The organism is uncultured Thiothrix sp. (genome assembly GCF_937876535.1).
Lineage (GTDB): Bacteria > Pseudomonadota > Gammaproteobacteria > Thiotrichales > Thiotrichaceae > Thiolinea.
The window spans coordinates 35,227-51,049 of record NZ_CALFHZ010000026.1; the positions used below are offsets into that span (position 1 = coordinate 35,227).

Sequence of the window (15,823 nt, forward strand, 5' to 3'; positions counted from 1 at the left end):
AGCGGTCAAAGGGTAGCCACTAAAGCTAGGAGTGAGAGCATTAGCCTATGAGCCAAACCACGCGCCCGCCTAAACCCGACACTATTTATTTCTTTGGCACTTGCCTGATTGATCTGATTTACCCGAAAGCGGGGGTTTCTGCTGTGCAATTGTTGCAGCGTGAAGGTGTAAAAGTGATTTATCCGCAAGGGCAAACGTGTTGCGGTCAACCTGCGTGGAATTCAGGCTATCGCGATGAAGCGCGTAAAGTGGCTCGCACACAGATTCAGCTCTTTCCGAAAACTATTCCGATAGTGATTCCGTCTGGCTCCTGTGCAGGGATGATGAAAACTCACTACCCTGAATTATTCAAAGCTGAAGCTGATGAGTCCGAAGCGTTGAAGGTGGCCAATCGAGTGTATGAACTGACTGAATTTCTAATCGATGTTTTGCAGGTGGATTTCACTGATTTGGGCGAGCCAATCGCAGTTGCGGTGCACACTTCATGCTCAGCGCGCCGCGAAATGGGAGTGGCGGATAAGATTGAACATTTGCTTGGGCAACTGGCGAATGTGGAGGTGAAACAACAAGCCTATAAAGCTGAATGCTGCGGCTTTGGTGGTACTTTTGCGGTGAAAGAACCAGAAATATCGGCGGCAATGGTCGCGGATAAAACTATGCATATTCGCGCCACGGGTGCGGCGCAGTTGGTGAGTCAGGACTGTGGTTGCTTGATGAATATTAGCGGTGCGTTTGCTTACCAAGCGCAGCATGAAGGTAAAGCCGCACCGAAAGCGCAACATATCGCTGAATTTTTATGGGAGCGCACCAACCCATCCCCAACCCTTCCCTTATCAAGGAAGGGAGATACTCCTCCCCTGACAAGGGGAGGCAGGGAGGGGTTAAATACTTCAGCGGAGGTTCAACCATGACCACCGAATTCCGTGTCGATGTAGCAAAAGCACTCGGCAAAACCGAGGTGCGCGCCCATTTCCGCAAGGCGATGGATACGTTAATGACTAATCGGCGCAATCAGTTTCCCGATGATGCAGCCCTGCAAGCCTTACGCACTCAAGCTCAAGCGATTCGCGCTAATGCCTTGAGCAAACTACCGGAATTATTGGAGCAACTTGAAACCAATCTGACCAAAAACGGCGTGCAAGTGCATTGGGCGGAAACGACTGATGAAGCCAATGAAATTGTGCTTGGGATTATGCAAAAACATAATGCTAAGTCGATTATTAAGGGCAAGTCGATGGTGTCAGAGGAAATGGGCTTAAACCATTTTCTGGAGGAACGTGGGATTGAAGCGCTCGAATCGGATTTGGGCGAATTCATTATTCAACTGGATGGCGAAACCCCGTCGCATATCATTATGCCCGCGATTCACAAGAGCAAAGAGCAGATTTCGACCTTGTTCCATGAGAAATTTCCCGATATTCCCTATACCGAGAATGTTGATGAATTGACAGTATCGGCGCGGCGGATTTTGCGCGATAAATTCTATGCCGCTCCGGTCGGTTTATCCGGTGTGAACTTCGCAGTTGCGGAAACTGGCACGCTATGTTTGGTGGAAAATGAAGGTAATGGGCGCATGTCGACCACGATTCCGCCCGTGCATATTGCGGTGACAGGGATTGAAAAAGTAGTGGAAAAACTCAGCGATATTCCGCCGCTTTTAAGTATTTTGCCACGCTCTGCCACCGGTCAGCCGATCACCACCTACTTCAATATGATCTCAAGGCCTCGCAAAGCCGATGAAAAAGATGGCCCCACCGAAGTGCATTTGGTGTTACTCGATAATGGCCGCTCGCGCATTTATTCCGACCCTGAACTGCTGGCAACCTTGCGTTGTATTCGTTGCGGCGCGTGTATTAATCATTGTCCGGTGTATGTGCGTATTGGCGGGCACAGTTATGGCACAGTCTATCCGGGGCCGATTGGCACAATTTTAGAGCCGCAAAAATCTGGTTTAAGCGTGCATGGTGAATTGATTCAAGCCTCATCTTTGTGTGGTGCCTGTGGTGAGGTCTGCCCAGTACGTATTCCTATCCCCAATATTATCAATCGTTTGCGCCATGACAGCGTGCGTAAAGACACCGACAACACGCCAACCCAAGACGCAGGCACACGCCGCAAACCCTTGGAAGCTGCTATTTGGCAAGCGTGGTCGTTTTCAGCGAGTCATCCGACTCTGTATAACTTCGGAGGCAAAACTGCCACTCAATTGCGCGGTTTAATTCCGCATAACTTAGGTGCATGGACCAGCGTGCGCAGCGCCCCCCAACTTGCCGAACAAACCTTGCACCAGCAACTCAAAGCCCTAGGAGTCGACCATGAGTAAGGCCCGCGCCGCTATTTTTCAGCGCCTCACTGCGGTTGAGCGCCCAACGGTCGATGCGAGTGCGCGTGACTCATTGAGTGTGTTTGCTTGGGATAAAGCCGAGCGTATTCAACGCTTTACCGAACGTATGCAAGCGGTACGTGCGGAAGTGCATGTTGCAGATCGTAATACTTGGCTGGATAAAGTGGCTGAGATTTGCCAAGCCAAAGGTTTGAATAACCTACTACTTTCGCCCAACACTGAATGGGGACAGGCGATTACCCAAAACGCTGAACGCTTCCCGACCTTAAAACATTACGAGCGCAACATTGAAGACTGGAAACAGGAATTGTTTTACGAGGTCGATGCGGGATTAACTTCAACTTTGGGCGGGATTGCTGAGACGGGCACTTTAATGCTCTGGTCTAGCGTCTCTGAACCACGCACCTTATCACTGGTGCCACCGATTCATATTGCGCTTTTGGATACCGATAAGCTGTATACGACCTTTGCCGAAGCGGTAAAAATCCAAGGTTGGCTGGAGCAAGGTTTACCCACCAATGCGCTATTGATTTCAGGCCCTTCACGCTCAGCAGATATTGCGCAGGTGTTGGCCTATGGGGTGCATGGGCCTAAGGAGTTGGTGGTGGTTTTAGTCTAACTCAGGCTCTTTTTCGATGACTTGAGACTGGCGTTTTACTTGATCCAGTGTACGCCCGTCCTTGTACTTCCATTCAATCCAACCATTCGCATTACGCCCTAAGACTATTGCAGCCGCACCACTAGGTGAAGCAAATACATAGTCCTTTTGGAAAATTAACAAATTGTCTTGTTGCTTTAATATCTCAGCATTCAAAAGCTCTGCACGTAAATTTATTACCCAAGAGCTAGCCGTCTTCGTTACTGCTAAATTACAAGTTGATTTTGCAAAAATAACTAAGCCCTCCTCTGTATACTCCCCCTCGGCCTGTGCATCTTTACCTTTACAAACAATAACCTCTTTTAGTTGTGGCTTTGTTATTATCTCGAAAATAGGATAACCAAAACTAGCTGCTAATATTTGCATCGTCTCAAAATTATCATACAAATCAGCTTCTACTGATTCCGAGACATGTAGCTTGGGTGGAGTCTTATAATTCTCGAGAGAATAGCGTCCTGCTTTTTTCGCTATATCACAACATAACCACTCCAAGAATTTAATATGTGTTTTTGTGAAATACTGCGTTTTGGAAATGAATACTAAAGCATAATCCCAAAATTCTTTGGCTTTATGATGTTGTTTAAGTCTATTTAAACTATTTTCGGCCTCTCCTATATAGGCATAAGGCCTACCATCTTGTTGGCCAAACAAGACATAAACACCAACTTGATTTAATTCATCTCGTTGTGCAGCCTCCTCTAACTTTGCACGCGGAATCAAGATAGCAGCCACAGTCCGACTGGTAATCTCAGCAATTTTAATGCTGCGTGGATTGCCATCTGGTAAGTAAATTTGAATTGTTTTGCCTGAGGGTTTCATTAAGAGCTAATTAGAAGCTTAAAAAATAGCTTTTATAGCATGTTCAACTGTAGTTAGTCAGCAAAGGAAAAAGACCAAACCACATCAATCAGGAAGTCTGTAGATTTAATGTGGTTTGGTTAAGCAGAGACCGGTTAAGCGTTGATGCTCACATTATTCAGAATATAAGTCGCATCATCCGCGCTAGTTTGTTCGTTGTGGCTGAGTAGGACAAACTCGGGAAAACCACGGTTCGGGTTGTAGAGGGCATCAGCACGTTCGTTCGCAGAGGTCGCTTGGCGAATGTTATCAAACATCTGCTCAATCGTTGGAATCGTGCTAAATACTGCTGCACTCACTGGCGTACCATCAGAATAGTTAGCACTGCTGACTTGCCCATTACTGACATTAACGTTAATCGGGTCAGAACGTTGACCACTATTATTTTGCTGTAAGGTAAATGAATAATCATTGCCTGCTAAATAATTTTCCCACTTTGCCAAATTCGCATTTAAGTTATTCAAGCTGACGCTCGTAGTGAGATTAATATTATTGTTGGCATTCTGGCTATTAGAGTTGCCATTAGTCGATGCGTTTTGGTTAATTTGATTAGTTAATTGCTGAGTTAAATAATTAATATTACTCGCAACCGGCGCATTAGATTGTGCAGCAGTAGTATTACTAGCTTCAAATTTACTAATTAACTGATCTAAAAAGCCCTTCTTAATAGAGGCAGTATTCGCTACCGTAGTGGCACTAGGGTTAGTCAGGTTGGCATTATTGCTTTGTACTGCAGCTGTATTTTGGTTTGCTAAGGCGGATAATGGTTGTAAAACAGGCTGCTGCGATACTACTACCATGGGCTAAGTCTCCTTTAAATCAATTAAACTTGATGAGTTCATCAAGTACTAACCCAATTAATCGTCCTTTATTTAGCTGAAACGGCTAAGTCTTTAATCGTATAGCTAAGTTCTTCATCTGCAATCATGAAGCTTTGATCCACATAAACGGAGCTGGGGTAACCTAAACGGGGGTCATAACTTACATCAATCCGATCCGCCCCACTTAGGTAAGCTTGTTCTAATTGGTCAAAGCGCTCATTCATGGTTAGTAAACCGTCGCGAATATAACTAGGTACTACTTCACCCGTATCCGCATAAGTCGCATCAATGATTTTGCCGTTCTGCTCAGTAATATTCATGGGGCGAGTATAATCCGGTGGGCAGAAACAGCTATTTTGTGCGGTGTAGGATACGCTTTGCGCATTGCTAGTGGCTGCATCCCATTTAGCGCGGCTATCAAGGAAATCTTGCGGGAGGGTAGTCTTACCATTCAGCTGATCAATATCTTTTTGCGTTAAGGTATGGCGGGTAATTTCCCCCCCAGTGATTCCACCTGAGACCACAACGACATCGCCAGCACTTAATGCTTTATCACGCTGCCTATCTAACACTTTTACACTCACCGCCTCATTGCTAAAACCTAACAGATTTTTCAGGCCAGCTTCTTGTTCGCTCGTTAGATTTAAAGTGGGTGTACGATCAGGTTTATGACCGCCGCCTTTTTGCAACATGCCCAGCAACTGTTGCACTAAACTCATAATACCATTGGTAACTTCTTTGGAGTCACTCAGCCCATTATTCAAAAATAAATTACTCTGGTTTTTAGTGGTTGCATCAGTAGCCACTGGACTAGTTTGAAATGCTGAGCTTGTGGTTAAACTACGGCTGTAATCATTATTAATCATTTCGGGTCTATCCTTGAGCTGGCACGCCTAATCTATTATTTATATTTTCTGAGCATGCTCCTAAGCCCTAGTACCTGCACATTACTTTCAGGATAAAAGCTACTTTTTCCGAGAATAGGGGTAGTGAGTGACCGTTTATACGCCTTAATGGTTCTTCTATGGTCTAGCTTTGTCGTTATATTAGTCACCTTAGAAGGTAAATAGGCTTAAGCCCATCCGCATAACAGCTATAATTAGGCTACTGAGTGTGCAGAAGTTATTAGGGAGTGCGGCATGACGGCTGATAAAAAACCGAGAAAAGCTAGTAAGCTGGCGTTTCTAATCCCTAGCAATCCGCCAACCCAGCGTGGTCTTGGTCACATAAGCCCGCCTACGTTGCCGCGTGCTTTAACCTCTACGACTCGCTCTCAACAGCAAAACCGCAATCTCTTTATGAGCGAAGCCGCAGTGACTGTCACTAAAAGCTTTGATCTACGCCAAGGGACACGCTCTACAGAACAATCCAGCGCAGATAGCTTTACCGCCGAAGAGTTGATGGTGTTAGAGGCACAGGATGGCAGCGTAGTGATTATGCGTGCCGATAAACTGCATGCCGAATTGCAACGACTTTACCCACAAGCACTAGATAACAATGGGCAAATTGATCTTAATATCCTCAAAGACCCGTATGGCAAAAGCCGTGGGTTAAGTAATTGGATTTGGTCAAAGCTTTCCATCCTCAATTTAAACCCCGATAGCTTTATTAGTGCCGCTCAAGAACAAGCTTTAGATTGGTTGGAAGATAAACTAGGTAAACGCTTCACTGATCTCGCCTATGCACAAGCTTCGTGGATAGGTGCTAAGGCTTTAATGCAAGCGATTGAATCCAAACTGGAAGGTGAGCCTGGGTTATATCCTTGGTCTGAGAAAGCGATTAAAACTGGAGATCGTGTTGCAGCTGATGCCAAAGAATTAGTCGAGGCGGCCAAGAATAAAGAACCACTACTGATTTTTATTCATGGCACCGGTACCAATACATTAGGCAGTTTTGGGGCTTTACGCAGTGAAGCTCAAGATATTCATTGGGATCAACTCACGCGCCCTTTCAGTAAACGTATCTATGCTTTTGAACATCGCACTCTCTCAGAAAGCCCATTGGAGAATGCTTTGCAACTTGCAAAAGCCTTACCCAAAGGCAGTCGTTTTTCACTGGTAACACATTCACGTGGGGGCTTAGTCGGCGATTTACTTTGCCTCAATGATTTCGATGCCAATCTGATTAAGCACTATCAACGCCGCCCAGCTGAGCAGGATGGTGAGCTAGAAACTGAAGAGCAATGCAAAATTCGCGAATTAGTTGTCGCCGAAGAACAGCAGCAACTCACCGAATTACGTGCCGTACTCTTAGAAAAACAATTCCAAATTGATCGCTATGTACGTGTTGCTTGTCCTGCAGGTGGCACTACCCTAATGGCGGATAATATTGACCTATTTTTGTCTGGCTTGTTATCGCTTTTGAGCTTTGGAGCAGGCTTTATTCCGGTGGTGGGTACCGTGAGTGCTTCGGTCTTAAATGCCTTCCGTCGCGTAGTCTTGGAGATTGCAGCCAAACGCATTGATCCGCGCTTTATACCAGGTTTAGAAGCGATGCTGCCTGATTCGCCAATTACGGGGTTCTTAGCAACGGCCTCACGCTCGGATAAAATTCAGGTAATGGCGATTACCGGCAATACCGATACTAATGAAGCTAGCATCCTCAAACGCATTGCCATTCTTTTCACTGACTGGGTGCTATTTGGCAAAGTTGATAATGATTTCGTGGTGGACACGCAATCGATGCGTGCAGGTCTTGCCAAGCGCAACCCTACTTATGAGTTCTATACTCAAGGTTCGCAAGTCAGTCATTTACATTATTTCAAACGTGCGGATACCTTACGCGCCCTCAATAATTGGCTAAATCATGAAAATCCTACCCAACTAGCCGGTTTTACCCGCATTCCGACTGACTGCGACATAAAACTAGATCCTAAAAAGCTCAACCCAATAACTGCTACACGCTCTGGTGCTGCACCAACGCGCCCAAAAAATGCGCCGATTGTATTTTATTTGCCAGGGATTATGGGCTCTCATTTAAGTATCCGCCCACAGGGACAAAATACCGGCGACCGGATTTGGTTTGATCCCTTTGATTTAGCCGCAGGTGGTATTTATAGCCTGAAAATAGATATGCCGAATATCTATGCGGATGGCTTAATTGAACATTATTACGGCGATTTGCAGCAATATTTAGCAACACAGTATGAAGTCATCCCCTTTCCTTATGACTGGCGCTTAAGCTTAGAAGACTTAGCACAAAAATTAGCCGATTTCATTGAGGAAAAGCTCAAGGCTCTAGACACACCACAGCAACAACGTCCGGTGAATATTCTTGCGCATAGTATGGGTGGGTTGGTCATGCGCATGTTGATTGCTAGCCCGAAACTGAACAAGCTTTGGGTGAATATTGCAAGCCGCCCGAATAGCCATTTCATTATGTTAGGCACTCCCAATCAAGGCTCCTATGCCGCAGTTGAAAGCTTATTAGGTAAAGGTCAAGGCGTGCGCTATTTAGCCAGTTTAGACTTCCATCACAATCTGCAAGAAGTTTTGGATGTGATGGGTGAATATGAAAGTGTGCTACAACTCTTACCCAACCCTGACTCACCAACCCTTGATTATTTTAAAGCAGATACTTGGGCACAGTTACAAAACATCAATCGAGATCGTTGGTTTGGTAGCGGTCAAGCTTTAGGCGCTTTACCGACTGAGGCAAGTTTAACCAACGCTAAAAAAATTGCTGAACGCCTTAAAACATCAATACCCTATGCTGAGCGTGTCGCTTATGTGTTCGGCGTCGACCAACATACACCGCTCAATGTGGAACTCACTGCTAATAAAATCACGCTCAAAGGTACGACTGAGGGCGATGGCACAGTCACTTGGGAAGCCGGACGCCTACCCGAATTACGCGCAGAACAATATTGGTATATGCCAGTTAGTCATGCGAATCTCACTAATACACCCCAATATTTCGCAGCGATTGCTGAGCTACTGCAAACCGGCACGAGTACCCAATTAGAACGCAATCCACCTCGCCAACGGGGCAGTATTAATCGCGATTATCCGTATGAAGCAGGCCCCGTATTACATGCCAGTGCAGAAGAAGTGGCTTTAGCTTTCTTTGGGGATCGCCCCCAACGCGAGCCACGCGAAGAGAATACCCAAGCCTTAAAAGTCGCCGTGCGAGCAATGGATTTGCGCTTTGTGCAACAGCCAATTATTTGTGGGCATTATCAAGCCGACTCGATTGCTAGCGCTGAGCGCATGATTGATAAGCATTTAGTGGATGGTGCTTTGAGCCAACGCGAGCGCTTAGGGATTTATGCAGGGCCAGTTAGCAGTAGCACGATTATCCTCCGTCCACGCAGCACCACCGATTTCAAGCGGAATATTTGTCGTGGGGCGATTATTGTTGGCTTAGGCGAATGGAATCTGATTACTGCGCAAAAAATTACCGATACGGTGCGTGATGGTGTTTTGAATTATTTACTCACCCTGCCACCGAATCCAAATCTTGAAAAAGATAAAATCGAAACCTTAGGTGTGAATAGCCTATTAATTGGCTATAACTCCACCACCCATATTACGGTCGAAGCCTCGATTGAAGCGATTGTACGGGGGATTTGTGAAGCGAATCAGCAATACCGTTATAACTGCGAAGATCAACAAAAACGTGCGATTACTCGCCTCGATTTTATTGAATTCTATTTAGATACCGCCATTACTGCCGCTTATATTGTGCGCGAATTGCCGAAGCGCCTAGAAACTGAATTAGAACGCCTCGAAGCACGGCTAGAACCCGCTAGTGAATTAATCGTGCCACGCTATCAAGGCATGCGCCATCGTTTAAGTGAGCGCAGTATTGGTGGAGGTTATTGGCCACGCTTAATGGTCACTAATGCCAAAGAAAAAGATCTGTATGAAAAAGATGAAAATAAGCCTGCGGAACTACTCAAATATATCTATCTCTCCGAGCGGGCGCGCGCTGAAACAGTGATTCAACAGCGCCAACCCGGTTTAATCGAGGCTTTAATTCGTGATGCGATTGTCAGTAATGAATATAAACCGGATATTAGCCGCACTTTATTCCAGTTGATGATCCCTTTTGATTTCAAATCAGCGGCGCGCCAAACCAGTCGCCTTTTGCTCATTCTAGATGAATACACCGCTAATCTACCTTGGGAAATGCTGCAAGCGGATGAAGAGCCTTTAGCTCTACAAGTGCAAATGGTCAGGCAATTCAGTTCCACTACTTTCCGGCGGCGAGTCACCACTACGATCAGTAAAACCGCTTGTGTGATTGCGAATCCTGCCACTAGCCAGTTTTTTATTCATTATCCTAGTTATGATCCTGAACCCAATAATAAAGATAGTGATAAAAGCTTGATCAGTTTAGAAGGTGCGACTCGTGAAGGTTTAGCCGTTGCCGACTTGTTAGAAAAGAATGACTATAAAGTTGAGCGCTGCCTGCCGACTGTAGCGGAGGAGGTACCCAGTCAGACCGCGCTCGATGTGTTCAATATCTTATTTAAAAAGCCTTATCGGATTTTAATGATCGCTGCACATGGCGATGTCGGCTTAAAAGGCAAAGATAATAAAGAGCGCACCGGGGTCATTCTTTCTGATGGCAGCTTATTGACTGCTGCAGAAATCAGTCAGATGGAAGAAATCCCAGATTTAGTGTTTTTAAACTGCTGTCATCTAGGCGATATGTCGGTCTCTAAACAGCCTAGACCTAAGCGTGCTCCGAGCTTTAATAAATTAGCGTATAGCTTAGCGCGTGAGCTGATTGAAATGGGGGTACGCTGTGTGATTGCCGCCGGTTGGGCAGTAGATGATGCAGCCGCTTGCACTTTCTCCACTACTTTCTTTGAAGGGTTTATTGAAAAGAACCAAGCCTTTGGGCAAGCCGTTTATGAGGCGCGGCGGCAAACTCGTTTACTACATGAAGATTTAAACACTTGGGGGGCTTATCAAGCTTATGGTGATCCGAGTTTTGTTTTAGATCCTTTAACCGAGAAAAAGCGTGCGATTCCTTGCCAGCAACAAGTCTCTGCCTATGAATTGCAAGACTATCTCACCAGCATTGATGTCGATATGCATCAAAAAGCACGCAAATATGAGTTCGATAGCCTCCACACAGAGCTAGAACAAGTTGCTGAGAATCTGAGTAACCCCGATTGGTTAAAAGCACCAGAGATTCAATATCAATTGGCAGGCTTGTATGGAAATGTACTACCTAAAGGTTTTGAGGCAGCACGTAGTGCTTACCAGATTGCCATTGCCGAAGAAGATCGTAATGGCAAAGTACCAATTACCGCGCTCGAACTATTAGCCAATTTAGAATCCCGTCAAGCAGAAACCTTAGCTTTCCAAGCTACTGAGTTAAAAGAGGATGATCCTGAACGCCTTGAGCTATTTGTTAGAGCAAAAGACCTAGCAAATACTGCGATTGAGCGTTTGGATGGTTTATTAAAAATCACCAAATACGTGCAAACCGCCGCTATTGATAGCCCAATTGGTTTAAATAGCAATGCTGAACGCTTTGCTTTATTGGGTAGCGCGTATAAACGCCTGGCGATTATTTTACTGCAGGCAGATGCTAAAACTTGGGATAAAGTTGAAGCTGTGCTCAAGCAAAGTATTGAAGCTTATAAACGTAGTGAAGCTCGCGAATTGGGTGCCAGACTAAAAGCCTATCCCTTAATTAATCGTTTACAACTTGCTGCTATTTTGCAGGGTTTTAACCAACAAACTGAGGATGAAAACTACTTAGAGCTGTTGGATCAAGCTTCTAACACCGTGCGTCTGCAATTTGCAGAATCGAATGAGTTTTTCGATGCAGTGATGAGTGCAGACATTGAGATAGCACGCTTTTTATTAGATCAACAGCCTATTAAAGCTGAGGATAAACCGACAAAAGCAACCCACTTTGTACAAGTGTATAAAGAAGTTACCCAAGAAGTTCCTAGTACTTTACGCGTATTTAATTCGGTAGTGCAGCAATTGAAAAATTTAGCACAATTATTAAACACTGCAGCTCAGCAGCTACAAGCAAATAAACCTGAGCTTGCCGCACTTTATGAGATAAAAGCTAATATTTTGGTGGAAGTTGCCACTGGCTTAGAAAAACTCTAAGCCCTTTTACGACAGAAGAAATGCTGATAGCGTGCTAAGGAACGCCAAGGTTCGCGCTGTGAATAGCTGCGTTCTAGGACTAAAAGCTCATCTAAAGGCATTCGCTTACGAATATCCACGTAAGCATAATCATAAAAGCAACGCACACCTGACCAAGTGATAAGCTCTAAATTCAACTCGGGCAACCAAGCCAGCACCGTTTCCGGTGGTAACGGTGAAATCGGCGCTAAGCCTTCATTACCATCGCTAGCAATGCGTTGCTCACGGAGTGCTTTAAAATTCCCACCCAGCAGATAACGCATTTCGCGCGCATACTGATTGAAAAACATTAACGACAGCCATCCCTGCGGTTTGAGTAAGCTCAAAAGCTGTTCTAAAGTTGCGCGGGGTTCAGCCAGCCATTCTAAAACTGCATGTAAAACAATACCATCGAAGCGCTCTGGCTCACTTTCCTCAACAAGTCTTTGAATAGCTACATTTTGTAATTGAATAACCTCCGTTTGTCCGGCAGCTATAATATTTTGATGAGCCTCTACTAGCATTTCAGCTGAGGGTTCAGCTAAAAGTACAGAATGACCTTGGGTAGCCAGCCAAATTGACATTTGTCCTAAGCCTCCACCAGCGTCCAAGATAAACTGGGGTTTAGTATTTAACTGCTGCTGACACAAGTCATCTTGCACAATATGAAGGCGGATTTTACCCCGAGGGTCGTCACCATAAATTTTCTTTTGAAAACTCCGCGTTAAACCGTCGAAGACACGATCTTTTTTCATACATTGCAAGCTTCTGGTTGGAGTAGATGGGAATAGGAACTTAAAGTGAGCAATTCAGCCTATGGATAGGGTTACGCAACGGCGCAAGCAAGGCAATCGACTGATTGGTCAACGCTATTTAGTCCAAACGGAATTGATAAACAATAGCACAGGTACCTTATATCAAGCTCGCGATATGCGCGCCAGTGATACTGAAACCACTCCCGTTTTAATCCATATTTTTCCCACTAAAGCTCTGCCTTCTACTCCACTTAAGCTTATGACTGAGCGTTTACAAGCGCTGAGTGCACAAACCGATGCTGCCGTTTTAAAAGTGCTAGATAGTGGTTGGATTAATGCTGAAGCCTATTTTGTACTAACAAGCCCGCCTAGTTGGAGTTTATCAGCCCTACCACCGATGTTGGGTAACCCTACCCGTATGCATGAGCAAGCCTTGCGCTTAAATCAACGTCTAAGTGAACAGGGTTTACTATCGGGCTATTTGCCCACTTCCTTATTTTTAGTCACGGCTCACGGTGAGGTTTATTTACCCAGTACAGCGCTAGTCCCGAATTTATTGAGTTTAACCGAATCACCTGAACTGTTATTACATGCACATCTATTGCCAAAGCGCACTTCTATCAGCGCACTACCTTGGCTAGGTTTAGGGTTTATTAGTGTAGTTGCTGCCAGTGGGGCTGGTTTGTACTATCAAAACTATGTAATGACTTCTAATGAAATGCTGCGGGCGAGTCATGCCACCCTCATTAGCCCGAATCAGTTGCTAGAATCTGTTTTAGCGACTGAAACACCACCCACTGATAAGTTCAATAATGCAGCTAGCTTAGCGGATAAACCTTCAATAGAACTTGCAACCGCGAAAAGTAAAACACCCCCAGAAACTACGCCCCCTGCACAGTTAGAGCCATTTCCCCTTCCAGTAACAGCTAACGCTCAACCCACCTTGGCTACTACAAACAGCCTACCCGCATTATCTGATCCAGAGCCAGGTGATATGCGTGTAGCTTTAGCCAGTGAACCCAAACTTAAAACCAGCCCAGAAGCTGCTCAACTTGAAGCCATTAGCTCAAAGACCATGCCGGATAAAAACACTCAACTAGCCCTTACCGCTCAAGAACCGACTAAAACTAAGCCTACATCCGAGAAGAAAGCTGAGTCTAAACCTGAGTCCCAAGCAGAGTTCGTCGAAGAAACTGATCCAGCAGTTAACTTGCCCTCACCGCGTAATCCATTAATTCAGGCAACTAAAGAACAGCCAGCGCCTAATGCTCAATTTACTGCTCCCCCTGCTAGACCGGCTGCGGTTCAACTCGTACCTGCTCCTCAGCCACAACCCTTAACAGCAAACTCACCCCTATTAGGTGCAGTCAATCCAGTAAGCGCTACGTCTGCTGTACGTATTCAAGCACCTACTCAAGAACGTGACCCAGAAACTGTGACGGCAAATGGCCTAACTAACGAAGAATTAGTCAAAAAGGCTTATCAAGCTTTACAAGCAGGGCATTTAGACGAACAAGCTAATAGGGGTGCAGTGTATTTTATTCGTTTATTAGATCGGATTGATCATGGCAATCCGCAAATTCTGCGCTTAGCCCGTGAAACCAGCTATCAATTGCATCAGCAAGCTCGAACCGCCCTGCTTCAAGGCGATTCAGAACAAGCTTCCCAAAAATTATGGCGCGCGGGACGCATTATTAAGGAATTCAACCTCGTGCAGTTGAATCCGGCGCAGGAGTTACTGGAGCATAAGTTGGCTGAGTAAGACGCTTGCGGGCATGTCTACGGCGTAAACGCGGTGGTAATGCATTATTATCGTAGCGAATCGCATAGCCAAAAATATAGGTGCTCACAGGCACACCTAAGATCAAACCCCAAATATGGAAGAGTTTCCCGCCAACGGTGAGAATAATCAGCACAATCACAGGGTTAATCCGTAAGCGTGCGCCATAAATCAGTGGATTAAGCAGATAGCCCTCCACAAAATGAATAAAAATAATCATCAAAATTGATAATAACACTAAGTGTACACCACCAGTATTCAGGGCAATTAAGCAGATGGGAACTGAACTAATAAATACGCCAGCTACTGGGATGAAGCTACAAACAAATACAATCACAGATAAGAAAGCCATCTGCTCACTCATCCCCAAAATGGATAAGCCGACTGCAGTGAGTACCGTATTCACACAAGCAATAAAAAATTGGGCTTGCATGGTTTGCCCGAGTACTCGTCCAAATTGCTTAATATTGTCCGCGACTTCCACATAGATAAACCGTAAGCGAGTATTTTCTAGATCACGCACACTCGCTACCAAATGCGGCATATCCAGCACGATCAAAAAAGAAAACAGGAAAGCGAGCAAGAAAGTGGTAAGCATGGTAATCGCTTGGCGACTAATATTGGCTAATTGATCTAAGACCACCCCCGCTAATTCACGCCCATCAGCTGCATTGCCAGTTCCTGCAATCATCCCCAGAATGACACCAGAGGGAGTATCTTTAAAAGCCTTAGGCGGCGCTGGTGGCCCTACTGTTTCAGCCGGTAAACCTTCACCCTCTAAAGGTGAAACTGGATGTTCTTGCTGGGCAGCCGAACCTAAAACCTCAGGTAAGGCTTCTTGGAGCACCGGATAGCGCGCAGCGATATTTAAGATTTCTTTATCAATCCGCTGCATATAAACCGAGAAACCTTGGGCAAAGCCAGCCGCTTGTTGATAGACCTTGGGTGCAATAAACACCCCTAGTGCAATCACAATACTTAAAAATAAGCTGCTAACTAAAATAACCAGCGAAGTACGCCGTTTAGGCGCATAGCGCAGCAGCCAATCCACAATACTCGATTGCAGATAGGTAAAGACAAAGGTCAGAAAGAGTAAGGTGAAAAAGGAGCTTAATAAGGCTAATAACCCAAACAGCAAGCCCCAGACAGCAATCCGCGTTAAGGTAGGTAAAAAGCGTTGCCAGCTAAACACTGGTTTGCGGGGGCGATAAGGAAAGCGCTCTCTATACAGCTGATCAGAGCTATTAACCATTAACAATCATCCTCAATTCCTCTAGTGCAGTGCAGTATAGCACTAGCTCAATACTGCTGAGCTACTTACACACAAAAACCTGTGTCTATTTAGCTTGTTTGTTTTTCTAGCGACCGTTTATCGTTATTATTTATTCTTTAATTAAATTAAATTATCACTCATCCACTCATCCTGTCCGCTGAAGCAGCTCTAGATAGCGAGTAACTACACTCCCACCCTACAGTAAACGCATAGATTGAGTGCAATCCTAGCTAA

The 15,823-nt window shown here is 45.2% G+C and carries 10 protein-coding genes; 5 read left to right on the top strand and 5 right to left on the bottom strand.

The features are described from left to right. The first annotated feature begins 47 nt into the window (after positions 1-47). Genes Q0230_RS18865 through Q0230_RS18875 form a run of 3 tightly spaced genes read left to right on the top strand, consistent with a single transcriptional unit; the run spans position 48 to position 2,963 of the window. Complete coding sequence (locus tag Q0230_RS18865) at positions 48-911, top strand: (Fe-S)-binding protein (protein WP_298613172.1); 864 nt, start codon at positions 48-50, stop codon at positions 909-911. Then, on the top strand, positions 908-2,323 hold the full coding sequence (locus Q0230_RS18870) for a LutB/LldF family L-lactate oxidation iron-sulfur protein (protein WP_298613173.1): 1,416 nt from the start codon (positions 908-910) through the stop codon (positions 2,321-2,323). Before Q0230_RS18865 ends, Q0230_RS18870 begins: the two co-directional genes overlap by 4 nt. Further along, entirely contained in the window at positions 2,316-2,963 is a 648-nt protein-coding gene (locus Q0230_RS18875) for a lactate utilization protein (RefSeq protein WP_298613175.1), read from the top strand. The genes Q0230_RS18870 and Q0230_RS18875 overlap by 8 nt, the downstream gene beginning before the upstream one ends. Here Q0230_RS18875 and Q0230_RS18880 read toward each other — a convergent pair. The 3 genes from Q0230_RS18880 to Q0230_RS18890 form a co-directional block, all read right to left on the bottom strand. Then, positions 2,955-3,821, bottom strand: coding sequence for a GIY-YIG nuclease family protein (locus Q0230_RS18880; RefSeq protein ID WP_298613176.1), 867 nt, complete (start codon positions 3,819-3,821; stop codon positions 2,955-2,957). The two genes, Q0230_RS18875 and Q0230_RS18880, sit on opposite strands and share 9 nt — an antisense overlap. Before the next feature lie 134 nt (positions 3,822-3,955). Beyond that, entirely contained in the window at positions 3,956-4,660 is a 705-nt protein-coding gene (locus Q0230_RS18885; protein ID WP_298613178.1) for a DUF6174 domain-containing protein, read from the bottom strand. A 68-nt stretch (positions 4,661-4,728) separates the two neighbouring features. Beyond that, positions 4,729-5,547 carry a DUF6174 domain-containing protein gene (locus Q0230_RS18890; protein ID WP_298613180.1) on the bottom strand — a complete coding sequence of 273 codons (819 nt, stop codon included), beginning with the start codon at positions 5,545-5,547 and terminating at the stop codon, positions 4,729-4,731. A 273-nt stretch (positions 5,548-5,820) separates the two neighbouring features. Between Q0230_RS18890 and Q0230_RS18895 the strand changes: the two genes are divergently transcribed. Continuing rightward, positions 5,821-11,763 (top strand): CHAT domain-containing protein, encoded by a 5,943-nt coding sequence (locus Q0230_RS18895; RefSeq protein WP_298613183.1) that lies wholly within the window; start codon positions 5,821-5,823, stop codon positions 11,761-11,763. On the opposite strand, the gene Q0230_RS18900 is transcribed toward Q0230_RS18895, so the two are convergent. After that, positions 11,760-12,536, bottom strand: coding sequence for a methyltransferase domain-containing protein (locus Q0230_RS18900; protein WP_298613186.1), 777 nt, complete (start codon positions 12,534-12,536; stop codon positions 11,760-11,762). The two genes, Q0230_RS18895 and Q0230_RS18900, sit on opposite strands and share 4 nt — an antisense overlap. 61 nt (positions 12,537-12,597) lie before the next feature. Here Q0230_RS18900 and Q0230_RS18905 point away from each other — a divergent pair, with 61 nt between their 5' ends. Next, the gene (locus Q0230_RS18905) at positions 12,598-14,298 is read left to right on the top strand and encodes a hypothetical protein (protein WP_298613189.1); all 1,701 of its coding nucleotides are present in this window, start codon (positions 12,598-12,600) and stop codon (positions 14,296-14,298) included. Here the strand turns inward: Q0230_RS18905 and Q0230_RS18910 are convergent. Further along, entirely contained in the window at positions 14,240-15,568 is a 1,329-nt protein-coding gene (locus Q0230_RS18910; RefSeq protein WP_298613192.1) for an AI-2E family transporter, read from the bottom strand. The genes Q0230_RS18905 and Q0230_RS18910 overlap by 59 nt on opposite strands. Positions 15,569-15,823 lie beyond the last annotated feature (255 nt).

Coding starts and splice junctions, on each gene's coding strand:
- Q0230_RS18865 (WP_298613172.1), top strand. CDS start 48: ATGAGCCAAACCACGCGCCCGCCTAAACCCGACACTATTTATTTCTTT.
- Q0230_RS18870 (WP_298613173.1), top strand. CDS start 908: ATGACCACCGAATTCCGTGTCGATGTAGCAAAAGCACTCGGCAAAACC.
- Q0230_RS18875 (WP_298613175.1), top strand. CDS start 2,316: ATGAGTAAGGCCCGCGCCGCTATTTTTCAGCGCCTCACTGCGGTTGAG.
- Q0230_RS18880 (WP_298613176.1), bottom strand. CDS start 3,821: ATGAAACCCTCAGGCAAAACAATTCAAATTTACTTACCAGATGGCAAT.
- Q0230_RS18885 (WP_298613178.1), bottom strand. CDS start 4,660: ATGGTAGTAGTATCGCAGCAGCCTGTTTTACAACCATTATCCGCCTTA.
- Q0230_RS18890 (WP_298613180.1), bottom strand. CDS start 5,547: ATGATTAATAATGATTACAGCCGTAGTTTAACCACAAGCTCAGCATTT.
- Q0230_RS18895 (WP_298613183.1), top strand. CDS start 5,821: ATGACGGCTGATAAAAAACCGAGAAAAGCTAGTAAGCTGGCGTTTCTA.
- Q0230_RS18900 (WP_298613186.1), bottom strand. CDS start 12,536: ATGAAAAAAGATCGTGTCTTCGACGGTTTAACGCGGAGTTTTCAAAAG.
- Q0230_RS18905 (WP_298613189.1), top strand. CDS start 12,598: ATGGATAGGGTTACGCAACGGCGCAAGCAAGGCAATCGACTGATTGGT.
- Q0230_RS18910 (WP_298613192.1), bottom strand. CDS start 15,568: ATGGTTAATAGCTCTGATCAGCTGTATAGAGAGCGCTTTCCTTATCGC.